We start from the raw sequence: 20,487 nt of genomic DNA, 5'->3' as shown, positions 1-20,487 counted from the left end.
ACACATGAGTGCTGGGGTATCGCAGGAGCGCACGGACGCGCTGGGGAGTCAGGTCACGAGCGCCGCGGAGCGCGCGCTGGAGTTCGCGCGCGTCCGCGACTTCACGGGGACGGACCCGTACGACGGGCTACTCTCCCCGCTGGCGCCCGCGCTGCGGGGTCGGGTGCCGCGTCAGGTGTGGGTCCAGGCCCACAAACGGCTGGGGACCACGCTGCGCCGCGCCACCCGGGTTCCGGGGGTGACCATGACCAAGGCGCTCGCGCTGTTCTCCTCCGCTGAGCAGTTCCTGGGCCGTGGCGAGGCGGCGGACGCGCTGGTGGAGCGGATCTTCGACACTCGGGGGCACGGCCCGTGGGGGTACGAGTTCGACGTCCAGACCCGCTGGGCGCACTACCTGGCAGGCTCCCCCAACGTGGTGGCCACCGTGTTCGCGCTGCGGGCCCTGGCGGCCACGGGCCGGCTGGAGGCCGTCTCCGCCGAGACCACCCGCTGGCTCGAGGGCCTCGCCCACCCGGACGGTCACTTCCGCTACACGGACGCCTCGGATCGGCTCGTGCACAACGGCTCGCTGCTGGCCGCGGAGTCCCTCGCCCTCCTGGGCGGTGACAGGGAGCTCGTGCAGCGCGCCGTCGACAGGACCGTGGCGGCACAGGCTGCGGACGGCTCCTGGGCCTACGGCGAGGGTGAGGGCCTCGAATGGGTCGACTCGTTCCACACCATCTACGTGCTCGACTCCCTGAACAGCCTCCGCGAGGACGGCTTCGAGATCGGCACCGCCTACGAGCGCGGCCTCAACTACTGGTACGCCCACTGCCTCACGTGGGAGCTGCTGCCGGTCTACACCGCGGACGAGAAGAAGCCCTCGGACGACGTCCACAACATCGCCACCACCGTGGGCTTCCTGGCCGCCCTGGCGCAGCGGGGCCAGCTCGAGGTGGACCCGGCGCCGGCCATCCTGCACCTGCTCTCCCACCAGGGCCCCGACGGCGGGTTCCGCAACAGCCCCCGCGCGCTGCCCCACATGCGCTGGAACCAGGCGCACGCCTCGCTCGCGCTCGCCCGCTGGGCGCGCCTCGCCCAGGACCGTGACATCTCCGACCTCGGGAAGGACGTCTCGTGACGGACCTCGACCAGACCAGCCCCACCCTCGCCAGGGAGCCCCGCCGCCCCCACGGCGACGACGCCGCCGCGCCGTCGCCGTCGACGCCCCCGCGGTGCGAGCTCCTCGGCGCGGCAGTGGACTCCCTCACCATGGACCAGACCGTGGAGGCCATCGAGGAGCTCCTGCGGGAGGGCGGCAGCGGGTACAACCACCTGGCCATGAATGCCGCGAAGCTCGTGTCGGTGAGCAACGATCCCGAGCTGGTGGAGAAGTTCTCCACCGCCACCCTGGTGACCGCGGACGGCCAGGCGCTCGTGTGGGCGTCCAGGCTGCTGGGCGATCCGCTGCCGGAACGGGTGGCGGGGATCGACCTCATGGACCGGCTCGTGGAACTCAGCGCCCACAACGGGCGGCGGATCTACCTGCTGGGCGCCACCGAGGAGGTGGTGCGCCGGGTGCGGTGGCGCTTCCTCGCCCGCGGCGCGAACGTCGTCGGCTTCCACAACGGCTACTGGCGCCGGGACGGGATGAGCGACGAGCAGATGGCGGAGCTCGTCTCCCGCTCGACCCCGGACATCGTGCTGGTGGGGGTGCCGTCCCCGCTGAAGGAGGACTTCGTCTTCGGGCAGAAGGAGCTCACGGGCGCGGGCATCTGCGTGGGTGTGGGCGGCTCCTTCGACGTCGTCGCCGGCCGGACCTCCCGGGCGCCCCGGTGGATGCAGCGCTCCGGCATGGAGTGGTTCTGGCGTCTCGTCCAGGAACCGCGCCGCATGTTCAAGCGCTACCTCGTGGGCAACACCAAGTTCATCTGGCTGGTGATGAGGGCTCGCTGGCACCGTGGCTGAGCGCAACTCGACGCTGCCGTGCACCCCGTCAGTCCTGACCGCCGGTGGCGCCCGGCTGGCCGCGGCCTCCCGCAGCGCGGCCGCGCAGTCCGCGGTGGTGCTGGGCATCCGGGTGGGCGGCGCCGTCCTCCAGATGCTGCTGGTGGGGGCCGTGGCCCTGCGCTTCTCCGTGGAGGACGTGGGCCTGAACGGTGTGCTGTGGTCCGTGGCGCTGGTCGCGCGCATGGCAGGCACGGTGGGCGTGGACGTGATCGGTCTGCGCACCGCCTCGCCCCTGTGGACCGGTGGGCAGGCCCGCGCCGCCCGGGCGGTGGCCAGGCGTGACCTGCGGGCCGTCAGCACCCTGTGGGGGTGGGGGCTGGCAGCCCTGGCCCTCGCCTGCGCGGGGATGGCCCTGGCGCGGCGACCGTGGGAGCTGCTGCTCGCCCTGGGGGTGGTGGCCGCCGCGTCCGCGTTCGAGCGGCTGTTCGTGGTGCAGCGCCAGGCGCGCGGCTGGCCCGTGCTCGGCCAGTTCCTGGAGTCCGTCGCGCTGCCCGGCCTGGGGCTGCTGGGGGCCCTCCTCGCGGCCGCCTTCGCACCGGATCTGCTCGTGCTCTCGCAGGTCGCGGCGTTCGTGCTGGTGGCCGTCGCGCTGTGGTTCGCCTCGCCCGCGGGGCCCCTTGCGCCCGGGGGGCAGCTCCAGCGCCCTCGCGCGCCCCGTCACCGGGTGACGGCTCGCCACCGGAGTGAGGGGACGACGGCGTTCGGCGCCGTCCGCCGGCCCGCTCGCCGCGCGGCGTCCTCCGGCCTGCCCGACGTCGACTGCTGCCGGAGCCCGGAGATCGGCCCCGTTCCGTGGCGCGCCGCGCTCACCGTGGGCGCCGGCAACGCCCTGACCGCGCTGTGCGTGCGGGGGCCCATGTTCGTGCTGGGCGGGCACTCGCTGGCCACCGCCGGCGTGTACGAGGTCGCCCAGAAGGTGCAGAGCGGCGGCGCCATGGGGACCTCCGCCGTGGCCACGGTGTTCTCCTCCAGGATCGCGACGACGCTGCGGGACCTCCGCGGGCTGGCACGGCTGCTCGCACAGGCCGCCGCGAGCTCGCTGGTGCTGCCCGTGGGGCTGCTCGCCTTCCTGTTCGTGGTGGGCCAGGACGGGCTCGTCCGGCTGCTCGGCACGGACTACCAGGGCGCGTGGACCGCCGCGACCGTGCTGGTCGCCGCCACCGTGGTCAACGCGGTGACCTCCGCCTTCTCGACCGTCCTGATGCTGGGCGGACGCGAACGCGTGTTCACGGTGATCTCCGCCCTGCAGATGGTGCTCGTGGTGGGCGGGGCGCTGCTAACCGGCTCACGCACCGCCGAGACCATGGCCGCGTGGGTCCTCGTGGGCGAGTTCTTCCGCTCCGCGTGCATGGCCGGAGGCCTGTGGCTGCACGTGCGGGCCGTGAAAACCGACTAACCTACGGGAATGGCCTTTCACGCGGACTCCACAGAACTGGACAACAAGGAAATCCTGACCTGGGAGGGGTTCGGCGCCGCCAGCCGTGAGCTCGCCCAGCAGATCGTGGACTCGGAGTTCGCCCCGGACATCATCATCGCCGTCGCGCGCGGTGGTCTGCTGCCCGCTGGCGCCCTGTCCTACGCGATGGGAGTGAAGCTCTCGGACGCCGTGAACGTCGAGTTCTACACGGACGTCCACGAGACCCTCCCGGACCCGGTGCTGCTCGCCCCCATGCTGGACACGGACTCCATCAGCGACAAGAAGGTGCTGGTGGTGGACGACGTCGTGGACTCCGGCCGCACCCTCGCCCTCGTGCTGGAGCTGCTGCGCGGCTACGGTGCCGAGTGCCGCTCCGCCGTGGTCTACGAGAAGCCCCGCTCGGAGGTCCGCCCGGACTTCTCCTGGAAGTCCACCGACGAGTGGATCGTCTTCCCGTGGTCCGCGCAGGAGCCGGTGACCAAGCAGGGCTGACCCGCCCGCGCCCGGCCCGCGCCGCGCCGTCGCCCCCTCGGGCCCGGGCTCCGGCGCACATGAAGTGCAGAAAACGACGCCTACCAGGCGGCAGACGTCGTTTTCTGCACTATTTTCGTACGGGCCGGGCCGGGCCGGGCCGGGGCGCCCGCCCGCTACTTCTTGACCCGCTCCCACACCAGTGCGGCGGTGGCCTCCGCGATGGCCCGCTCCTCGTCCGTGGCCACCACGAGGACCTCGATCGCGGAGGTCTCCGCGCTGATGCGGGCCACGTCCCCCTGCGGGTCCTCGTTGAGCGCGGGGTCCAGGGTGATGCCGAGTGCCCCCAGCTGGTCGCACACCAGGGCCCGGAACTCGGGGGAGTTCTCCCCGATGCCGGCGGTGAAGATCAGCGCCTGCGCCCCGCCGACCGCCACGTGGTACCCGCCCACGTACTTCGCCAGGCGGTAGGCGGCCATGTCCAGTGCGAGCTGCGCCCGCTGGTCCCCGGCGTCGGCCCGCTGCTGCACGGCGCGCATGTCCGAGTCCCCGCAGATGCCCTCCAGGCCGGACTCGTTGTTGAGGACCCGGTTCATCTCCTGTGTGCCCATGGCGGGGTTGCGGTCCATCATGGCGGTGACCACGGAGGGGTCCAGGTCCCCGCTGCGGGTGCCCATGACGAGCCCTGCCAGGGGGGTGTAGCCCATGGAGGTGTCGAACGAGCGCCCGCCGCGGATCGCGGTGGCGGACGCGCCGTTGCCCAGGTGGGCGACCACCGCGTTGAACTGCTCGCGGGGGATGCCCAGGCACTCGCAGGCCTTGCCCGTCACGTAGTCGTGGGAGGTGCCGTGGAAGCCGTAGCGGCGCATGCCGTGCATCTCGTACCAGTCGTCCGGGATGGCGTAGCGCCAGGCCTTCTCGGGCATGGAGCGGTGGAACGCGGTGTCGAACACGCACACCTGGGGCATGCCCGGGTAGGTCTTCTGGATGGCGCGCAGCCCGAGCGCGTGGGCGGGGTTGTGCAGCGGGGCGAGCGGGGCGAGGCGCTCGATCGCGCGGATGATCTCGTTGTTGACCAGCACGGGCGCGGAGAAGCGCTCGCCGCCGTGGACCACGCGGTGCCCGGCGGCGTCGATCGTGCGCCCGCCGAGCTCCTCGTCCAGGCGCCGCGAGAGGATCTCGAGGGCCTGGGTGTGGTCCTGGACGTCCGAGGTGCCGATGTTCTCGATGAGGCCCTTGGTGATGACCTCCCCACCCTCCACGCCGGCGGTGGCCCGGTCCAGGGTCACGTTCTCGTTGATGGCGGGCATCGAGGAGGTGTACGCCTGCGGCTCCTCACCGGCCGTGGTGACCTCGCGGACCTGGTACTTGATGGAGGACGAACCGCAGTTGACGACGAGTACGAGCATGGTGCTGTCCCTTCAGCGGCACGGTGGCCGCGGGTTGTGGCGGAGCCGGTTCGAGTCGGGTGGGGCAGGTGGTACAGGCGGTGCGGTGGGACGACGACGGCGCTCGCGGCGGCGTCGTCGTCCCTCGCGGTCCCTGCCCGCGCCCAGCCTGCCTGGAAAGCTCAGAGCGTCTGCGCCTGGATGGCCGTGATGGCCACGGTGTTGACGATGTCGTCCACGGTGCAGCCGCGGGAGAGGTCGTTCACGGGCTTGCGCAGACCCTGCAGCACGGGTCCCACCGCGACGGCCCCGGCGGACTGCTGGACGGCCTTGTAGGTGTTGTTGCCGGTGTTCAGGTCCGGGAAGACGAACACGGTGGCCTGGCCGGCCACGTGCGAGCCCGGGAGCTTGGACTTGGCGATCGAGGCGTCCACGGCGGCGTCGTACTGGATGGGGCCCTCCACCTCGAAGTCCGGGTGGGCCTCCCGCACGAGCTCTGTGGCGGCGCGCACCCGCTCGACGTCCTCCCCGGAGCCCGAGCCGCCGGTGGAGTAGGAGAGCATGGCCACGCGGGGGTCCACCCCGAACTCGCGGGCGGTCTGGGCGGAGGCCAGCGCGATGTCCGCGAGCTGCTGCTCGTCCGGGTTGGGGTTCACGGCGCAGTCGCCGTAGACGAGCACGCGGTCCGCGAGCAGCATGAAGAACACCGAGGAGACGATGTTCACGCCCTCGCGCGTCTTCACGAACTCCAGGGCGGGCCGAATGGTGTTCGCGGTGGTGTGGGCGGCGCCGGAGACCATGCCGTCCACGTCCCCCATCTGCACCATCATGGTGCCGAAGTAGGAGCCGTCCGCCATGCGCTCCAGGGCCTGCTCCCTGCTCACGCCCTTGTGGGAGCGCAGCCGCACGTACTCGTCCGCGTACTTCTCGCGCAGGGCGTCGTCGTGCTGGAAGTCCACGAGGTTCAGGCCATCGGAGTCGAAGTCCAGGTCGATGCCCTCGGACTGGGCGAGCGTCCGCACCGCCTCGGGCTCGCCGAGCACGGTGAGGTCGCAGAAGTTGCGGCGGTGGATCATCTCCGCCGCGCGCAGGATGCGGGGGTCGTCCCCCTCCGGCAGCACCACGTGCTTGCGGTCCGCGCGCGCGGACTCCACGAGCTCGTGCAGGAACCGCAGGGGCGTGCGCCTGACCGGGCGGGGCAGGGTGAGCCGGCCCGCGAGCTCGTCGCTGTCGACGTACTCGGCCCACGCGCCGCGCGCCGCGGCGATCTTGCGGGAGTGCGCGCCGGCCAGCGTGCCGCGGGTGGAGGCCACGGACTGCGCGGTGGAGAAGGTGTCCTGCTCGGTCACCAGCACCGGGAACGGCGCGGCGCCGAGCAGGGATCCCACGGCGCCCGCGGGCCGGAACCCGCCCGTGAGCAGCATCCCGGCGGGCGCCGGAAGGGTGGGGGCCAACGACGACGCCAGGGTCGCGGAGACCACGTCCGTCCGGTCCCCGGGGGTGATCACCAGGTCCCCGTCCGCGATCTGGTCCAGGAAGTTGCCCGCGGTCATGGCGGCCACCTTCACGGCCTTGATGTCACGGTCCAGGGAGCTCTCGTTGAAGTCCGTGGCGTAGCCCTGGGCGTCCACGAGCTCGGCCACGGTGGGGTTGGAGATCGCGGGCAGCTCCGGGATCACGTAGGCCGGGAGGTTGTGGTCCCCGGGCTTGGCGTTGCGGCGGATCTCCTCGACGTGCGCGGGGTCCGCGCGGTTGACGACCACCGCGTAGATGTCGCACCCGGCCTGGCGCAGCTCGGTGCGGGTCACGTCGATCGCGTTCAGGACGTCCTTGACCCGCTCGGAGTCGTGCGCGCTGATCACGGCGGCCACCGAGCAGCCCATGTTGTTGGCCAGGCGGGCGTTGAGGTCGAACTCCGCGGTGGCGGCGTTGTGCGCCACCAGGTCCGTGCCGTCCACCAGGATCACGTCGCACTCGCGGGCCATCTCGGAGTACACGGCCATGGCGGCGGAGTCGAGCTCGTCGTGGTCCCCGGAAGCGAGGATCTCGCGGCAGCGCTCCAGGGAGACCGCACCCCGGCAGCGGGAGTCGGGCAGGTCGAACGTGCGCTTCATCAGCTGCAGGACGGAGTCGTCCTCCGGCGCCGCACCGTCGAACACCGGGCGGAAGAAGCCCAGGGCGTCCGTGCGCTTGAACATGGTGTCCGCGAGGCCCAGCGCCACCAGCGTCTTGCCGCTCCGCGGTGTCATGGCGGAAATGTAGATGCCCTGCGTCATGGAACGTGCTCCCTCGCGATCGGTCGGCTGTGCCTCCAGTCTATGGACCGGGGCGGGGGTCGCGCCCGCGCAGTGCCGGTGCCACACTGGTCACATGCTGGTTGCCTTCTCAGTCTCCCCGAGCGGTGGGGACAATCCCGATGCCTCCGTCCACGACGCCGTCGCCGCGGCCGTCCACGTGGTGCGCGAGTCCGGGCTGCCCAACCGCACCGACTCCATGTTCACCACCATCGAGGGTGAGTGGGACGAGTGCATGGCGGTGGTCAAGGAGGCCACCGCCGCCGTGGCCGAGTACGGCCCGCGCGTCTCGCTCGTGCTCAAGGCGGACATCCGCCCCGGCCACACCGGTGAGCTCACGGGCAAGCTCGAGCGCCTGGAGTCCGCGCTGCACAGCCACGAACTTGGCCGCTCGAAGGAGCGCCGCGGCATCACCTCCGGCGGTTCCGACGGCGCCGCAGGACAGAGCGGCGGACAGACGGCAGGCAAGCACGCCGCCGGGCGGAGCGAGCCGTCCGCGGACGGCCGACAGTGACCCCTCGCCGCGCTCTGTGAGCAGGAAGGGCCAGAAGAAGAACCGGAAGCAGGCTGCTGAACCCGCGCGGGTGACGTCGTCGGACGCCCCCGGTCTCGTGGAGCGCACCTGGGTCACGGACACCGGCACTGTGGAGCTGCAGCAGGACACGTACGTGCCCGGCGCGTGGGTGCTGCGCGTGAACGGGGTGCCGTCCTCGCACATCGTTCCGGACCACCCGGAGCAGCTGGAGTTCGAGTACATGCGCTGGTTCTCCACGGTGGCCGAGGAGCACGTCTCTTCCCGCCTGGATCCCACCGCGCTACGCGTGCTGCACCTGGGCGGCGGCGCGTGCTCGATGGCCCGCTACCTCGCGTGGCGCTACCCGCAGGCGCGGCAGGTGGTCGTGGAACTCGACGCCGCCCTCGCCCGCCTGGTGCGCGAGTGGCTGGACCTGGCCCGCGCGCCCCTGCTGCGGATCCGGGTGGGAGAGGCCCGCGCGGTGACCGAGTCCCTCACTGAGGGGTCACGGGACCTGGTGATCCGCGACGTCTTCGCCGGTGAGCAGACGCCTGGGCACCTGCGCACACTGGAGTTCGCGCACCACGTGGACCGGGTGATGGCCCCGGCCGGTCTCTACCTGCTCAACGTGGGGGACACCCGCAACCTCAAGGGGACGCGCGCGGAGATCGCGGCGCTGCTGGAGGTCTTCGAGCACGTGGCCGCCGTGGCGGACGCCGCGATGCTCAAGGGGCGCCGCTACGGCAACGTGGTGCTCGCCGCCTCCCACGCGCCCCTGCCGCGGGCCGGTTCGGCGGACGCGGCCGCCCTGGCCCGCGAGCTGCTCGGCGGATCCCTGCCCGCGCAGTACAAGGACACCGCGTGGTGCCGTGAGCTCGCGGCCGGCACGCAGCCGTGGCACGACAAGCCCGCGGACCCGGTCCCCGAGGGCCCGGTGGCGGGCGGCGACGACGCCGCGTAGCGCCGTCGCCGCCGGAGCCCGGGCGACGGGCGCGGGGAGGCCGCGAGCGGCGTCGTCGTCAGGGAACGGGCGTCAGGCCGCCCAGCCCTCGATGACGCCCACGCCGAAGAACATCACGAAGGCCAGTGCCACCACGTACATCAGCGGGTGGATGTCCTTCGCGCGGCCCTGGACGAGGCGGATGAAGACGTAGGAGACGAAGCCCGCGCCGATGCCGTCCGCAATGGAGTAGGTGAACGGCATGACGGCGAAGGTCAGGAAGGAGGGCACGGCCACGCCCCAGTCCTGCCAGTCGATGTCGACGACGTTGCGGGCCATCAGGAAACCCACGACCACCATGGCGGGGGCCACGGCCTCGAACGGGACCAGGCTGACCAGTGGCGTCAGGAACATCGCAGCCAGGAACAGTGCGCCCGTGACGACGTTCGCGAGACCCGTGCGGGCGCCGTCGGCGATGCCCGTGGAGGACTCCACGAAGATCTGGTTGGAGGACGCGGACCCGGCGCCACCGGCAACGGCACCCAGCGCGTCCACGAGCAGCACGCGGTCCACGTGCTCGATCTGACCGTCCTCGGCCACGAGACCGGCCTGCTGGGAGAGCCCGACCATCGTGCCCATCGCGTCGAAGAACACGGACAGCAGGATGGTGAAGATCAGCAGCAGGCAGGAGATCGCCCCGAGCTGCTTGAACGCCTCCAGGGGCGCCGCCGCACCGAGCAGCGAGAGGTCCGGGAGGCCGAAGAACCCGTCCGGGGTGGACGGCACCACGAGTGACCAGCCGTGCGCGCTCTCGGTGGAGGAACCGGAGGGCGCCACCGCCTCCAGCACGTGCGCCAGGACGGTGGTGAGCACCACCGAGATCAGGATTCCGCCCTTCACGTTGCGCACCATCAGCGCCACCGTCAGCAGCAGCCCCACCACGAAGGTCAGGGTGGGCCAGCCGAAGAGCTGGCCCCCGCTGCCCAGCTGGACCGGCACGGTGGTCCCGGCGGCGTCCGGCATGCGGCGCACGAACCCGGCGTTGACGAAGCCGATCAGGGCGATGAACAGTCCGATGCCCACCACGATGGCCGTCTTCAGCGACGCCGGCACCGCGTTGAACACGGCGGTGCGGAAACCGGTGAGCACCAGCACCACCATGATCACGCCGGCCCAGATCACCAGGCCCATCACCTCGGGCCACGTGAGCCCCGGGTTGGTGGCGATGGTGACGGCGAGGAACGCGTTTACGCCCAGCCCCGCGGCCATGCCGAACGGGGACCGGGCCCACACGCCCATGACGATGGTCATCACGCCGGCCACCAGGGCCGTCACGGCGGCCACGCGCGCGCCGCCCAGGGTGTTGCCGGCGGCGTCCTGGCCGTAGCCGAGCACCAGCGGGTTGAGCACCACGATGTAGCTCATGGCGATGAAGGTGGCCACGCCGCCGCGCACCTCCCGTCCCACGGTGGAGCCGCGCCGCGTGATGGAGAAGAAACGGTCCAGCCCGCCGCGGGGCTCGGCGCGAGTGGCTGGTGGCGTGGCTGACGGCATGGGGATCCTCACTGGCGTGCGGGTGAGCGCGGACGTGACCCACCGTACGGAGACGACGGCGGATTTTGTGTAGAAATACTACGTCGGCCCCGCGCCCACACCCCGCAGATGGGCGCCGTTGCGGCCCCGCGGGGGCACAGGTTAGGCAACACTCACCACGATTCACTACCGTGGATCGAAGACCCCAGCAAGCACGTGAGACCCGCGTGCGTGTCGAAAGGACAGCGCCACCGTGACAACACCCACCACCCGCCGCCCGCTCCGCGTGGCCGTGATCGGTGCAGGCCCCGCCGGCATCTACGCCGCGGACATGATCACCAAGACCGAGGCGGTGCGCGAGGGTGAGCTCGAGGTGAGCGTTGACCTCTTCGACCGCTACCCCACCCCCTTCGGCCTCATCCGCTACGGGGTGGCACCGGACCACCCCCGCATCAAGGGGATCGTCACCGCGCTGCGCTCGATCCTCAGCCGCGGGGACATCCGTTTCTTCGGCAACGTGGAGTACGGCCGGGACATCACCCTGGGCGAGTTCCTGACCCACTACGACGCCGTCATCTTCGCCACCGGCGCCGTCAACGACGCCCCGCTGGACATTCCCGGCGCGGACCTGGACGGCTCCTACGGCGCCGCCCGCTTCGTCGCCTGGTACGACGGGCACCCGGACTACCCCCGCACCTGGCCGCTGGAGGCCAAGGAGATCGCGGTGATCGGCAACGGCAACGTGGCCCTGGACGTGGCCCGTGTGCTGTCCAAGCACGCCGAGGACATGCTCGTCACCGAGATCCCAGAGAACGTGTACGAGGGGCTGCGCAAGTCTCCCGTCACGGACGTGCACATCTTCGGCCGCCGCGGTCCCGCGCAGATCAAGTTCACGCCCCTGGAGCTGCGGGAGCTGGCCAAGTCCCGTGACGTGGACATCGTGGTCTACGACGAGGACTTCCAGTTCGACGAGGCCTCCGAGAAGGCCATGGCGGAGAACAACCAGACCAAGGTCATGATGAAGACCCTGCAGAAGTGGCGCGAGGACGGCTCGCCCAAGACGGCCTCCCGCCGGCTGCACCTGCACTTCCTGCAGACCCCGGAGGAGATCCTCGGGGACGAGAACGGCAAGGTGCGGGCCATCCGCATGGAGCGCACCCGCCTCAACGGGGACGCCTCCGTCACGGGCACCGGCGAGTACACGGAGTACCCGGTGCAGGCCGTCTACCACGCGATCGGCTACCTGGGCTCGCCGCTGCCCGAGCTGCCCTTCGACCCCGAGCGCGGAGTGATCCTCAACGAGGAGGGCCGCGTGGTGGACGCCGACGGCGCCCCGTTGCCCGGCGTGTACGCCACCGGCTGGATCAAGCGCGGACCGGTGGGCCTGATCGGTGCCACCAAGTCGGACGCGCTGGAGACCGTGAACCACCTGATCGAGGACCACGCCTCCCTGGCGGACCCCGAGAACCCCGAGCCCGAGGCCGTGGTGGGGCTGCTCGAGGAGAAGGGCGTGCCCTACACCACGTGGGAGGGCTGGCTCACCCTCGACGAGCACGAGCAGGGGCTCGGCCAGGCCTCGCAGGACGCCCAGGGCAACCCGCGCGAACGCGTGAAGGTCGTGGAGCGCGACGAGATGGTTGCGGTCTCCCGCGGGGAGTCCGCGGGGAAGTAGCCGCTTCCGCACCGTCCGTGGACCGGGCGGGGTGGGTGCCGGATCGGGATGGCCCGACGGCGCTCGCCCCGCCCGGTTGCGCACGTCCGGGCCCGTGGGCGCGCGGTCTGTGCCACGCGGCGTCGTCGTCCCAGGCGAAACCCGAACTCAGCGCCCCGCGCTCAGAGAACTGGGCTCAGGGGCCCGGGCTCAGACGCCCAGCAGCGCGCGCGTGTGGTCGTTGAGCAGCAGGCCCTGCGGGTCGAGCTCGGCGCGCAGCGCGAGGAACTCGTCCCAGCGGGGGTACTGCGGTGCGAGGTCCGCGGCGGTGCGGGTGTGCAGCGTGCCCCAGTGGGGACGGCCGCCGTGGTCCACCAGGATCTGCTCCGCGGCGGTGAGGAAGGTCTGGCTGGGGCGCCGGCCGTACTGGCGCAGGTTGATCCACCCCGTGTACCGGCCTCCCGCGGGGGAGAGGTGCCCCTGGTCCGGCGGGGAGCAGCGCACGGTCATGGGGAACGCGAGGTCGTACACGTGCGCGTCCACCAGGGTGCGCAGCTCCCGCACCGCGGAGGCGGTGGCCTCCAGCGGCAGGGCGTACTCGGCGGCCACGTAGCGCACCGGGCGGGCCACCGTGAACACACGGTAGGACACGTCCGTGTAGCGCCGGGAGCTCTCCGCGAGGGACTCGATCCGGTTGAGCCGGCCCACCGCGCGCGGGATCAGGTTCCCCACGCGGCCCAGCCCGGCGGTCAGGGAGGTGCGCAGGACGGCGTCGTCCGCGCGGCGCAGCGCCCGGGAGATGGGCGAGGCGGGGCGCGTGTAGGTGTCCGGGAGGCGGTGCAGCCGGCTCAGGATGCGGGTGTGGGCCACGGTGGTGCCCGGCATCCACGAGAACTCGAAGTGGTCCGCGGCGGACATCCGCTCCTGCATGGTGTCCAGCAGGGATCCGATCGGCTCGCGGAACTCGGCGCAGTGCAGCCGGAAGGCGTTGACGCACTGGAACGTCACGGAGACCACCACGCCCAGCACGCCCAGGTTCACCCGGGCGGCGTCGAGCAGCTCGGGGCGGTGGGTCTCGGAGCAGGAGATCAGCTCGCCCTCCGGGGTCGCGAGGCTCAGCCCGATCACCTGCCCACCCAGGGACGGCTGGCCCAGCCCGGTGCCGTGGGTGCCCGTGGCCAGCGCCCCGCCCACGCTCATGTGCGAGGAGTCCGGGAGGTTGGCCAGCGCCAGCCCGTGCTGCTCCAGGACCACGTTCAGCTCCTGCAGGGTGGTCCCGGCGAACACGGTGACCCGCTGGCGGTCCTCGTCCACGGACACCAGACCCTTGAGCGCGGAGGTGTCCAGCAGCACGCCCCCGGTGGGGACCAGCGGGGAGCAGCTGTGCCCGGACCCGGCGGGGCGCACCGCCACGCCCTGCGAGGCGGCCTCCTGGAGAACCTGCAGCACCTGGTCCGAGTCCGTGGGGCGCACGGTCACGGCCGGCTCGATGCTGAGGTTGCCGCCCCACGACCGCCACGTGCCGCCCCTGACCTGCGCCGTCATGGTGGGTTGCTCGGATCTTGCGCTCACGGTTCGCCTCCGTTCCGGGGGTTCGGCCCCTCGATGTCGTCCTCCGGGGCGCGCTGCGCGGAGCACGCCCGGGGCGCGTCCATCATCTCACCGCCTCCGCGGTGCGGGGGAGCACGCGACTAGGCTGGAACCAGGACATCCTGCCCAGGGAGGGAGCACCATGAACGCACGTGAGGCCGAGATCGTCGTGGGTGTGGACGGTTCCGAGCAGAGCCTGGCCGCCCTGCACTGGGCCGCCCGGGAGGCCCACCGCCGCGGGGCGCCGCTGCACGTGGTGACCGCCTACTCGGTGCCGATGGTCGGGGGCTCCACCTTCGACGTCGGCTACGCCGCGTTCGACGACGCCGCCATGAACCGCGCCGTGCAGGAGCTCGTGGACGACGCCCGACGCCGCGTGGCAGAGCTGGACGTGGACGTCCGGTCCACGGTCGAGGCCGGGGACCCCTCCGGCGTGCTCGTGGAGCTGAGCAGGGACGCGCAGCTGCTGGTGCTGGGCTCCCGAGGCCGGGGGGGCCTGATCGGACGGCTGCTGGGCTCGGTCTCCACGGCCGTTCCCGCGCACGCGCACTGCCCCGTGGGGATCATCCCCCTGCAGTGGGGCACCGAGTACCGGCTCCACGAGAACGTGAGCCGCCACGGAGCGTTCGTGGACGGCGTGACCGTGGGCTCGGACGGCTCCGAGCGGGCCAGCGCCGCCATGCTGTGGGCCGCGGAGGAGGCCGAGCAGCTCGGTGTGCCGCTGACCGTGGTGTGCGCCGCGCCCTCCGAGTCCGGGTCCTCGGTGTGGCTGCCCTCCCCGGTGGACTTCGACGACCTGCGCGGACAGGTCCAGAACGCGGTGGACGCCAGCGTCGAGTGGCTGCGCGGGCACTTCCCGGATCTGGAGATCACCGGCGTGCTCGCGGACGGATCTCCCATCCACGTGCTCGTGGAGCGTTCCGCGCAGAACCAGCTGGTGGTCACCGGAACCCGCGGGCGCGGCGGCTTCGCCGGGATGCTGCTGGGCTCCACGTCCCAGGGCGTGCTGCACAACTGTGTGGGCCCGGCCATGATCGTCCCGTGCTTCGAGGACCCCCGGCTGCAGGACCGCCCGGACCTGGGCATCTGAACCGTCCGCGGCCGGGCAGGGAGCCGGAGCGCGCGGTCGTCACAGGGCTCCCGCTGCGGGCTCCGCAGGCTCACGGCCCGTTTGTGAAAGACGGCACCTTCCCTCTAAGCTACTGACGGTCCATCGTCCGAGGGGTGGCCTGTCACCACTCGGAGGAGGTTCTGGCCCCCATCGTCTAGCGGCCTAGGACACCGCCCTTTCACGGCGGCGGCACGGGTTCGAATCCCGTTGGGGGTACGTTTTCCCACGGGGGCTCCCGCGGGGGCGCCGATTTGCACAGTGAGTCGGTTGTCCTGGTAAGATCTTCTCTCGTTGGAAACAATCAAGGCCCTGTAGCGCAGTTGGTTAGCGCGCCGCCCTGTCACGGCGGAGGTCGCGGGTTCAAGTCCCGTCAGGGTCGCTCAGGCGGCGATGAAAAGGCAACTTTTCGCGCCGTCGCGGCATATCACCGTGGGTTTCACCCCGGCGTGTGCCTGGCTCTGTAGCTCAGTTGGTAGAGCGTACGACTGAAAATCGTAAGGTCACCGGATCGACGCCGGTCGGAGCCACTGAACCCTCGCGTGGCTTCTACACGCGGGGGTTCTTCTCACTCCCGGGCACATCTGCCGGCCACCCCACCCCCAGCCTGCACGGAGGTTCGCGCCCTAGCGTGGGGCCCACCGGACCCCGCTCCGTCGCCGAACCTGGCGGACGTGAACGAGCGGGCCTCCGGGCAGCGGGGAACGTGGGAAGGGACCGGGCATGGACCAGCGAGCGCGAGCGCTGTGCGCGGGAGCGACGGCACTCGTCGTCGCCGCCCTGGTGAGCGGGTGCAGCGTCCACAGGACCCAGGCCACGACCATCGACCTGGTCCCCGCTTCCTCCTCGCCCTCTCCCTCGGCCGCGGCGGCGACCCCCCAGGGGCACACGGACACCACCACCTGCTTCGACGTGGCCGAGGCCTACAGCGGGCTGGAGCTGCTGCCCCTCACGGACCAGGACGGCGACGGGGACGAGGGGGACGACGGCGCCCTCGGCCAGGCGCGCGACTCTCTCACCTCCGTGCGTGACCACCTCCCGGACGCCGTGCGACCGGCGTTCGACGACGTCCAGTCCATCCTCGACGACGCCGGCGACACCCTCCAGCCCCGCGAGGCCGTACGGCTGCACCGGGCCCTGGACCCCGCGGAGTCGTGGCTGCAGGCCAACTGCGCGAGCACGCCGTCCGGCTGAGCCGCACAGGTGCCCGCCGAGCGCTTCGCCTCGGAACCCCCGTCCGCGTGGGGGAGGGTCACGAGCCCCCTCTGCGCCGTGGGCAGGTACACGCGCCGTGTGCGTACGGTGCAGGTCCGGCACGGGTCCTGCGCATGAGTGCGGCCGGGCGGAGGGGTTGCCTTCCGCCCGGCCGTGCGCGCCGCGTCAGCCGCTCAGAGCTTGAGCCACACCGCGCTGTCCACGCTCAGGCGGTCACCCACCACGGCGTCCTGACCGCTTGCGAGCAGCAGCTCGCCGCGGGAGAGCTCCTCGAAGCCCACGGCGGACTCGCCCAGGTTGGCGGCCACCAGGATGTCGCCCTCAGCGCGCGGGAGCACGTAGGCGAGGATGCCCTGCTCGTCCTCGCTCAGCGGATGCCATGCGAAGCCGGTGGCCCCCAGGCCGAGCTCGTGGCGCAGCCGCAGGGCCCTCCGGTAGAGGTTCAGGGTGGACTGCGGATCACCGAGCTGGTGGTCCACCGTGATCTCGGCGAAGGACTCCGGCTGGGGCAGCCACGGAGCGGGACCGAAACCCAGCCCCTCGCCCACGGGGGACCAGGGAAGAGGCACGCGAGCGCCGTCGCGCCCCAGCTCCGCGCCCAGGGTGCGGTGGAACGTGGGGTCCTGGCGGGCCTCGTCGGGAAGCTCGGTGTGTTCCGGCAGGCCCAGCTCGTCCCCCTGGTACACGTACGCCGACCCCGGCAGGGACAGCTCCACGAGCGCGGCGGCCCGGGCCCTGCGCAGGCCCTGCCCGTGGTGGGGCTGCTCGTCCTGCGCGCCGATGCCGTTGGGGTATGCGGTGCGCGAGCTCAGGCCGTAGCGGGAGGGGTGGCGGACCGTGTCGTGGTTGGAGAGCACCCACGTGCACGGCGCGCCCACCTCGGCGTTCGCGCGCAGAGAGGTCTCGATGGTGTCCCGCATGCGGTCCCGGTGCCACCCGGCCACCAGGAAGTCGAAGTTGAACGCCTGCTGCGCCTCGTCCTCCCGCACGTAGCGTGCCAGCCGCGACGCCGGGCCCACCCACGCCTCCACCACCAGCATCCGCTCGCCCGGGTACTCCTGCAGCACACGGTTCCAGTCGCGGTAGATCTCGTGGACGCCGTCCTGGTCGAAGTACGGGCCGGTGTCCATCGTCTTGGCGGGGGCGTCCTCCTCGGCGTCGGCTGCGGGGGCGACGGCGCCCCCGGCGCTACCAGCCGCGGGGTCGCCCTGTGCGGGGACACCCTGTTCGGCGCCGACCGTCTCAGGACCGGGCTCAGCGGCGTCGTCGTTCCCGGAATCCGCGGACGACGCCGAGGCGACGTCCGTGGGGCGGGTGGCCGCGGCGTCGTCGTCCTCGGAGGCGTCCGTGCCCTCGACCATGTGGACCTGCTCGTCCCAGTCCGGCAGGCCGTCCGCCTTGATCATGCCGTGGGCCACGTCCACGCGGAAGCCGTCCGCGCCGCGGTCCAGCCAGAAGCGCAGGATGGCGCGGAACTCCTCCCAGACCTCCGGGTTCTCCCAGTTCAGGTCAGGCTGCGAGGAGTCGAAGAGGTGCAGGTACCACTGCCCGTCCGGCACGCGGGACCACGCGGCGCCGCCGAAGAGGGACTTCCAGTTGTTGGGCGGCAGCTCGCCGTTCTCGCCGGTGCCCTCGCGGAACATGTAGCGCTCGCGCTCGGGTGAGCCCGAGCCGGCGGCGAGAGCGGCCTGGAACCACTCGTGGTCCTCGGAGGTGTGGTTGGGGACCAGGTCCACGATGATCTTCAGACCCAGCCGGTGGGCCTCCTCGCGCATGCGGTCGAAGTCCTCGAGGGAGCCGAAGCGCGGATCGACGGTGCGGTAGTCCGCGACGTCGTAGCCGGCGTCGTGCTGCGGCGAGAGGTAGAAGGGGGAGAGCCAGACGGCGTCCACCCCCAGGTCCTTGAGGTACGGCAGCTTCTCGGTGACACCGCCGAGATCACCCATGCCATCCCCGTTGGAGTCCTTGAAGGAGCGGGGATACACCTGGTAGATGACGGCGTCGCGCCACCACTCTGAACCGGCCGGGGCTGAGAAAACTGCTCGCGAAGAAGACACGTGCCCCAGGCTACGCCGGGCCCCGCCCCCGCTGTCGCCCTCTGCCCGCCCGCCCCCTCTGCTGCCACCCTCTGTCGAAAGTGCAGCTTCTGACGTTTGAGGTCCCGCATCTGTCAGAAGCTGCACTAAAAACGGCAGGCGTCCTCACCAGACTGTGGACAACCGGTCTGAGCGCACGCGGTAGCACCTACAGTCCGGACATGCTGTACCACCAGAGGCCCCTCCTGTTCGGCCCGGAACCCACCGTGATCACCACCCTTGAAGCTGGTGGCGTCGCATCCCGCGTGGCGAAGAAACCACACATGCACCAGCTGGCGAGGGGGTTGTGGGTGGTCCGGGAAACTCCGCCGTCTCCGATGGAACGAGCCGTGCTGCTGCAAAAGCACCTGGGTCGTCCCGGCGCACGGCTGGCCGTGGGCGGGGTCCACGGGCTCGAGCTGCTGCAACTTCCGGTCGGGGGAACCGACCCCTGGATCGAACGCCTGCTGGGGAGCACGGCACCGGTGTCACCGGCCGGGTTGGCCGCCCAGCGCCAGCGCGTGCACCTCTTCTGGCGGGATGCGCGTGTGCAGACACGTCAGGAGGGCATCAGGATAGGCGCATCGAAGGGGCTCGCACTCCTGCCCGGGCCGTGGTCGAGCGCTGTGGCTCATCCCGTGGAATCCTTGGCGGTGATCTCCCGGGATCTGGCACCCTGGCGCATCACCGCGTGTTTGGACGCGCTCATCTCCACGGAGTTCGGTTGTCCTGGTACCGCGAAACGGTGTGTCTTCCCGCCGGAGCGCGTCCAGGAATGTCTCGACCAGCTGCCCCCGCGCTCCTACGGCGCGGTGCGGCTGCGCCGAGCCTGGGAGGACGCGCGGTCCCCGTGCTGGTCCCCGGCTGAAACGCTCACTCGTCTGATCGCGGTGCGCAGCGGATTGCCTGAACCGATCCTCAACCACGAGGTCGAGGTTGCGGGGCAGAGATTCGTCCTGGACCTGGCCTGGCCCGGCGTGGGGGACGGTGCAGGGGTTGCCCTGGAGTACAACGGCGCCGTCCACGCCCGAGAAGTCCAGCAGTACCGGGACGAGATGCACAGGCTCACGCTGCTCCGCGACGCCGGGTGGGATGTACGGGTGATCACCTGGGATGACCTGAAGATGCCTCTGCGTCGAGAGATGTGGCTGGGTCATCTGAAGCGGGTCTGTGGCTGAGAGGGCACACATTTAGTGCAGCAATCGACACTTCGGGGCCGATTTGTGTCAAAAGCTGCACTTTGACGGGGTAGAGGGGCGGTGACGACGTCGCTTCGCCGCCTCTCGCGCGTCAGTTCGCCTGCTGCAGGTGGGCGAGCGGGGCCCAGCGCACGAAGATGCGGCGCAGCGCCGCGGTGGCGGAGCCGAAGTCGCCGTCGCGCAGCAGCTCCACGGCGTCGGACATGTCCCGGGGGCTCTCGTCCGGCTGGAGCCGGTCCGCCACGGAGCCGTAGTCCAGGCTCAGCACGGAGGCGGGGCTGAACGCCTCCAACCAGCGTCCGAGGCGGGCGAGGTCCTGGGCGAACGCGGCGGCCTGCTGCGCCTCCTCGGGGACGTCTCCGACCTCGTCGGACGGGCCCGCCCCGGAAGGATTCTCACCGGACGGATCCTCCCTGGACAGGTCCTCGCCGGCCTGGCCCCGGGCGGCCCCGGAGGAGCGTGGCATCCGCGTGACGGATCGGGCGGCGTCCTCCACGGCCCGGGCGGCCCCAGCCACCCGGGCCGCGGCGGTGTCCGCGGGGACTATCAACCGGTGCACCTCGTGGCCCGAGTGGTGGGAGGACACGTGGTCCTCGGGCTCGAACGCGGCGAACCACGCGAGGGGCACCACGTAGGCGGACTCCCGCGTGTAGACGGGCAGGAACGCCTCACGAGAAGTGGCCTTGGCGGCCGCCTCAACCTGTTTCTCGGGAACGAGCAGGGGGAGCAGCTGGGCGCTGTTCTCGTCCTCGGCGGCGGTGAACAGGCGCAGGGAGCGTCGAAGCCGCTGGGCGGGGTGGAAGACCGGGAAGTCCCCCCCACGGCCCGAGGCCACACGCCGCGCCCCGGCCGGTGCGGTGGAGAACGGCATGGTCCACAGCGGTTCGTGTGCGGGCGGAAGCAGGGGCTGGGTGGTGTCGGCGAGCCGGGCGAGCTGCTCGGAGAACTCGTGCACCCCGGCCGTGAACGGGTCCATGGCGCGGGGGATGCCAGGGGCGTAGGCCGCGTCGAGCTCCTGCTGGGGCACGTAGATCCGCAGGGCGAAGCGGATGGGTGAACCGGTGACGCTGCGGTACGCGCTGCCCACGTTGAGGAGGGGCACG

15 protein-coding genes, 3 tRNA genes and 1 pseudogene are annotated in these 20,487 nt (G+C 71.6%); 13 read left to right on the top strand and 6 right to left on the bottom strand.

Features of this window, described 5'->3' with window-relative positions; genetic code table 11:
- Nucleotides 1-4: 4 nt before the first annotated feature.
- From D8M39_RS09380 to D8M39_RS09365, 4 genes are read left to right on the top strand one after another with little or no spacing between them, the layout of a single operon-like run.
- The gene (locus D8M39_RS09380; protein ID WP_126874880.1) at nucleotides 5-1,120 is read left to right on the top strand and encodes a hypothetical protein; all 1,116 of its coding nucleotides are present in this window, start codon (nucleotides 5-7) and stop codon (nucleotides 1,118-1,120) included.
- A complete protein-coding gene (locus tag D8M39_RS09375) occupies nucleotides 1,117-1,947 on the top strand; it encodes a WecB/TagA/CpsF family glycosyltransferase (RefSeq protein ID WP_126874879.1) in 831 nt (276 codons plus the stop codon). Before D8M39_RS09380 ends, D8M39_RS09375 begins: the two co-directional genes overlap by 4 nt.
- Nucleotides 1,940-3,385, top strand: coding sequence for a hypothetical protein (locus tag D8M39_RS09370; protein WP_126874878.1), 1,446 nt, complete (start codon nucleotides 1,940-1,942; stop codon nucleotides 3,383-3,385). The genes D8M39_RS09375 and D8M39_RS09370 overlap by 8 nt, the downstream gene beginning before the upstream one ends.
- A 9-nt stretch (nucleotides 3,386-3,394) precedes the next feature.
- On the top strand, nucleotides 3,395-3,898 hold the full coding sequence (locus tag D8M39_RS09365; RefSeq protein WP_126874877.1) for a phosphoribosyltransferase: 504 nt from the start codon (nucleotides 3,395-3,397) through the stop codon (nucleotides 3,896-3,898).
- 155 nt (nucleotides 3,899-4,053) lie between these two features.
- On the opposite strand, the gene D8M39_RS09360 is transcribed toward D8M39_RS09365, so the two are convergent.
- Together D8M39_RS09360 and pta are read right to left on the bottom strand one after the other, a co-directional pair.
- Complete coding sequence (locus D8M39_RS09360; protein ID WP_126874876.1) at nucleotides 4,054-5,286, bottom strand: acetate/propionate family kinase; 1,233 nt, start codon at nucleotides 5,284-5,286, stop codon at nucleotides 4,054-4,056.
- Between the two features lie 161 nt (nucleotides 5,287-5,447).
- Entirely contained in the window at nucleotides 5,448-7,541 is a 2,094-nt protein-coding gene (gene pta, locus D8M39_RS09355; protein WP_126874875.1) for a phosphate acetyltransferase, read from the bottom strand.
- 94 nt (nucleotides 7,542-7,635) lie between these two features.
- Here pta and D8M39_RS09350 point away from each other — a divergent pair.
- Nucleotides 7,636-7,929 (top strand): annotated as a pseudogene (locus tag D8M39_RS09350) (MTH1187 family thiamine-binding protein); the annotation flags it as partial.
- Nucleotides 7,930-8,089: 160 nt separating this feature from the next.
- Nucleotides 8,090-9,034, top strand: coding sequence for a spermidine synthase (locus tag D8M39_RS09345; RefSeq protein WP_126874874.1), 945 nt, complete (start codon nucleotides 8,090-8,092; stop codon nucleotides 9,032-9,034).
- 72 nt (nucleotides 9,035-9,106) lie between these two features.
- Here the strand turns inward: D8M39_RS09345 and D8M39_RS09340 are convergent, their stop codons facing one another.
- Nucleotides 9,107-10,567, bottom strand: a complete 1,461-nt coding sequence (locus D8M39_RS09340; protein ID WP_174233414.1) for an NCS2 family permease — start codon at nucleotides 10,565-10,567, stop codon at nucleotides 9,107-9,109.
- A 232-nt stretch (nucleotides 10,568-10,799) separates the two neighbouring features.
- Here D8M39_RS09340 and D8M39_RS09335 point away from each other — a divergent pair, with 232 nt between their 5' ends.
- Nucleotides 10,800-12,218: an FAD-dependent oxidoreductase gene (locus tag D8M39_RS09335; RefSeq protein WP_094393194.1), complete on the top strand. Its 1,419-nt coding sequence runs from the start codon at nucleotides 10,800-10,802 to the stop codon at nucleotides 12,216-12,218.
- 189 nt (nucleotides 12,219-12,407) lie between these two features.
- Here the strand turns inward: D8M39_RS09335 and D8M39_RS09330 are convergent, their stop codons facing one another.
- Nucleotides 12,408-13,769, bottom strand: coding sequence for a D-arabinono-1,4-lactone oxidase (locus D8M39_RS09330; protein ID WP_238694035.1), 1,362 nt, complete (start codon nucleotides 13,767-13,769; stop codon nucleotides 12,408-12,410).
- A 160-nt stretch (nucleotides 13,770-13,929) separates the two neighbouring features.
- Between D8M39_RS09330 and D8M39_RS09325 the strand changes: the two genes are divergently transcribed.
- From D8M39_RS09325 to D8M39_RS09305, 5 genes are all read left to right on the top strand, one after another.
- On the top strand, nucleotides 13,930-14,877 hold the full coding sequence (locus tag D8M39_RS09325; protein WP_055083578.1) for a universal stress protein: 948 nt from the start codon (nucleotides 13,930-13,932) through the stop codon (nucleotides 14,875-14,877).
- A 164-nt stretch (nucleotides 14,878-15,041) separates the two neighbouring features.
- Nucleotides 15,042-15,114 (top strand) — tRNA-Glu (locus D8M39_RS09320).
- 89 nt (nucleotides 15,115-15,203) lie between these two features.
- Nucleotides 15,204-15,277, top strand: a tRNA-Asp gene (locus D8M39_RS09315).
- A 75-nt stretch (nucleotides 15,278-15,352) separates the two neighbouring features.
- Nucleotides 15,353-15,425 (top strand) — tRNA-Phe (locus tag D8M39_RS09310).
- Nucleotides 15,426-15,618: 193 nt separating this feature from the next.
- Nucleotides 15,619-16,089, top strand: coding sequence for a hypothetical protein (locus tag D8M39_RS09305; protein WP_055083580.1), 471 nt, complete (start codon nucleotides 15,619-15,621; stop codon nucleotides 16,087-16,089).
- A 194-nt stretch (nucleotides 16,090-16,283) separates the two neighbouring features.
- On the opposite strand, the gene D8M39_RS09300 is transcribed toward D8M39_RS09305, so the two are convergent.
- A complete protein-coding gene (locus D8M39_RS09300) occupies nucleotides 16,284-18,167 on the bottom strand; it encodes a glycoside hydrolase family 13 protein (RefSeq protein WP_055083582.1) in 1,884 nt (627 codons plus the stop codon).
- Between the two features lie 200 nt (nucleotides 18,168-18,367).
- Between D8M39_RS09300 and D8M39_RS09295 the strand changes: the two genes are divergently transcribed.
- A complete protein-coding gene (locus D8M39_RS09295) occupies nucleotides 18,368-19,363 on the top strand; it encodes a hypothetical protein (RefSeq protein WP_055086006.1) in 996 nt (331 codons plus the stop codon).
- A gap of 112 nt (nucleotides 19,364-19,475) precedes the next feature.
- On the opposite strand, the gene D8M39_RS09290 is transcribed toward D8M39_RS09295, so the two are convergent.
- Nucleotides 19,476-20,486 carry a hypothetical protein gene (locus D8M39_RS09290; RefSeq protein WP_055086004.1) on the bottom strand — a complete coding sequence of 337 codons (1,011 nt, stop codon included), beginning with the start codon at nucleotides 20,484-20,486 and terminating at the stop codon, nucleotides 19,476-19,478.
- Nucleotide 20,487: the final 1 nt, after the last annotated feature.

Source organism: Kocuria sp. HSID17590 (assembly GCF_003989485.1).
Classification (GTDB): domain Bacteria; phylum Actinomycetota; class Actinomycetes; order Actinomycetales; family Micrococcaceae; genus Kocuria; species Kocuria salsicia.
Note: the sequence above shows the minus strand (reverse complement) of the source record. Positions and strands in the feature narration are given on the sequence as shown.

What these genes read in the sequence shown, in the direction of transcription:
- D8M39_RS09325 (WP_055083578.1), top strand. Translation starts at nt 13,930, where the DNA reads ATGAACGCACGTGAGGCCGAGATCGTCGTGGGTGTGGACGGTTCCGAG.
- D8M39_RS09340 (WP_174233414.1), bottom strand. Translation starts at nt 10,567, where the DNA reads ATGCCGTCAGCCACGCCACCAGCCACTCGCGCCGAGCCCCGCGGCGGG.
- D8M39_RS09365 (WP_126874877.1), top strand. Translation starts at nt 3,395, where the DNA reads ATGGCCTTTCACGCGGACTCCACAGAACTGGACAACAAGGAAATCCTG.
- D8M39_RS09360 (WP_126874876.1), bottom strand. Translation starts at nt 5,286, where the DNA reads ATGCTCGTACTCGTCGTCAACTGCGGTTCGTCCTCCATCAAGTACCAG.
- D8M39_RS09380 (WP_126874880.1), top strand. Translation starts at nt 5, where the DNA reads ATGAGTGCTGGGGTATCGCAGGAGCGCACGGACGCGCTGGGGAGTCAG.
- D8M39_RS09295 (WP_055086006.1), top strand. Translation starts at nt 18,368, where the DNA reads ATGCTGTACCACCAGAGGCCCCTCCTGTTCGGCCCGGAACCCACCGTG.
- pta (WP_126874875.1), bottom strand. Translation starts at nt 7,541, where the DNA reads ATGACGCAGGGCATCTACATTTCCGCCATGACACCGCGGAGCGGCAAG.
- D8M39_RS09305 (WP_055083580.1), top strand. Translation starts at nt 15,619, where the DNA reads ATGGACCAGCGAGCGCGAGCGCTGTGCGCGGGAGCGACGGCACTCGTC.